Origin of the sequence: Schnuerera sp. (genome assembly GCF_035459645.1) — a bacterium.
GTDB lineage: Bacteria > Bacillota > Clostridia > Tissierellales > Tepidimicrobiaceae > Schnuerera.
Map to the genome: position 1 here is coordinate 1 of NZ_DATHXO010000241.1, position 2,577 is coordinate 2,577.

At 30.3% G+C, this 2,577-nt stretch carries 3 protein-coding genes; all 3 read left to right on the top strand.

All coding sequences use genetic code 11. The features are described from left to right. Positions 1-443 (top strand): PP2C family protein-serine/threonine phosphatase (locus tag VK998_RS05660; protein WP_325226435.1); only part of this gene is annotated, 443 nt, incomplete at its 5' end. An 84-nt stretch (positions 444-527) separates the two neighbouring features. Then, entirely contained in the window at positions 528-1,838 is a 1,311-nt protein-coding gene (locus tag VK998_RS05665; protein WP_325226437.1) for a glucose-6-phosphate isomerase, read from the top strand. A 155-nt stretch (positions 1,839-1,993) separates the two neighbouring features. After that, the coding region (locus VK998_RS05670; protein ID WP_325226440.1) for an enoyl-CoA hydratase-related protein at positions 1,994-2,577 on the top strand (584 nt) is incomplete at its 3' end.

The window sequence follows — 2,577 nt, forward strand, 5'->3', positions numbered from 1 at the left end:
TAACAGAACTGCATAAAAAATTTAGTACTTTAGGACTAGAAGTAGATAAATATTTTACAATTTTTTATGCAGTATTTAATACTAAAAATAATCATCTTAAATATGCAAATGCTGGGCATAATTGCATTCCTATTAAATACAATTCTGATGAAATTAAATTATTGACAACAAAAGGATTCCCCATATCTTTGATATTTAATGAGATATATTATGAAGAAAATGATATAAAATTAAATAAAGGAGACAAAGTATTATTTTATACTGATGGGATAACAGAAGTAAAAAGTATGGATGGAGAAGAATTTGGAGTAGATAGAATAATTAATATTATAGAGGAAAGTGATATAGATATACTGAATAAAATAGTAGAGAATGTGGAAAAGTTTAGATGGGGAGAGCAACAAGATGATTTTGCAATGGTACTAATGGAATTATTAAGCTAATAAAAAGTCCTAGAAGGAAACTTCTAAGGCTTTTTATTATTAAATACCTTAAAAAAATAAAAATAATTTGACGGAGGTAGATCTATGTATAATATTACATTCGATTATTCTAATAGTTTGGTTGAAAAACATGAAATAAAATATATGACGCCTTCAATAGAATATTCCCATAGGTTACTACATGATAAGGTAGGGGCGGGTAAAGAATTTATTGGATGGATGGAATTACCTAGAGATTATGATAAGGAAGAGTTTGAAAAGATCAAAGTTTCTGCAAAGAAAATAAGAGAAGATTCTGAAGCGTTCATACTAATAGGTATAGGAGGTTCTTATTTAGGAGCTAGAGCTTGTATTGAGGCTTTAAACCATAATTTCTATAATGGGCTATCAAAGGGAAAACGCAAAGGACCTGAAATCTATTATGCTGGTAATAATGTCAGTAGTGCTTATATATTAGATTTGTTGGATTTACTAGAAGATAAAAAAGTAAGCTTGAATGTAATATCCAAATCAGGAACTACTACAGAACCAGCTTTAGTTTTTAGAATACTTAAAGAGTACATGGAAAAAAGATATGGAAAAGAAGAAGCAAGAGGACGAATATATGTAACTACGGATAGGTTAAAAGGGGCATTGAGAGAGCTAACAGAAAAAGAAAGGTATACTTCATTTATAATACCAGATGATATTGGAGGAAGATACTCTGTGCTTACAGCTGTAGGATTGCTTCCTATAGCTGTTTCAGGTGTAGATATAGATAAGCTTATGGAAGGTGCCTTAGCAGGTGTGGATGAATATTCAAAAATGGATTTAAAAGAAAATATATGCTATCAATATGCTTTAGTAAGAAATATCTTATATAACAAAGGCAAGGATATAGAAATACTTATAAATTATGAACCAAATTTACATTATTTTGCAGAATGGTGGAAACAGTTGTATGGAGAAAGCGAAGGGAAAGATAATAAAGGGATATTCCCTGCCTCTGCTAATTTTACTACAGATTTACATTCTTTAGGTCAATTAATTCAAGATGGGAAAAGGAATTTATTTGAAACTACAATCAACATAGAGAAACCAAAAAAGGATATAACCATAACAAAAGATAAGGAAAATTTAGATGGACTTGATTTTTTAGCAGATAAAACTATGGATTATGTGAATAAAAAAGCCTTTGAAGGGACTTTAATGGCACATACTAAAGGAAATGTACCTAATTTAGTAATTAACCTGCCAGAGTTAAATGAGTACTACTTAGGAAAATTAATCTACTTTTTTGAAAAATCATGTGCTATTAGTGGGTATATATTGGGAGTAAATCCTTTTAATCAGCCAGGAGTAGAAGAATATAAAAAGAATATGTTTAAACTTTTAGGGAAACCAGGTTATAAATAAAGACGGAGAAATCCGTCTTTATTTATTTTAAGACTTTATAATCTTTGAATACAACAAACTTGTTAATAATTAAACAAACCTTAGTTGTTTTATTATATAATATTTGATAAAATATGGATAGTGGACTATAAAATTTTGATTGGGGGTTAGGATTTATGGATTTCAAATATGTTTTTTTAAAAAAGGATAAAAACATAGGAATTTTATCCATTAACAGACCTGATGCTTTAAATGCATTAAATTCTAATGTTCTATATGAATTGGATAAGATAATAGATATTGCAATAGATGACAATGAGATACATACTTTGATACTTACTGGGGAAGGGCGAGCTTTTGTTGCTGGGGCAGATATTTCTGAAATGAAAAATATGGATATATTTACAGCAAGAAAATTTGCAGATAAAGGATTAAAGCTCTTTAGAAAAATAGAGCAAATGGAGAAACCTGTTATAGCTGCCGTAAATGGATTTGCTTTAGGTGGTGGCTGTGAATTGGCTATGTGTTGTGATATAAGGATAGCATCGACAAAAGCAAAGTTTGGGCAACCTGAGGTAGGTCTTGGAATTATTCCAGGATTTGCAGGTACCCAAAGATTATCTCGTATTGTAGGCATGGGAAAGGCTAAGGAATTAATATTCACTGCAGATATGGTAGATGCTGAAGAAGCTTATAGAATAGGCTTAGTAAACAAAGTAGTTTTAGCAGAAGAACTGATGAATGAGGCGGTGGCTATGGC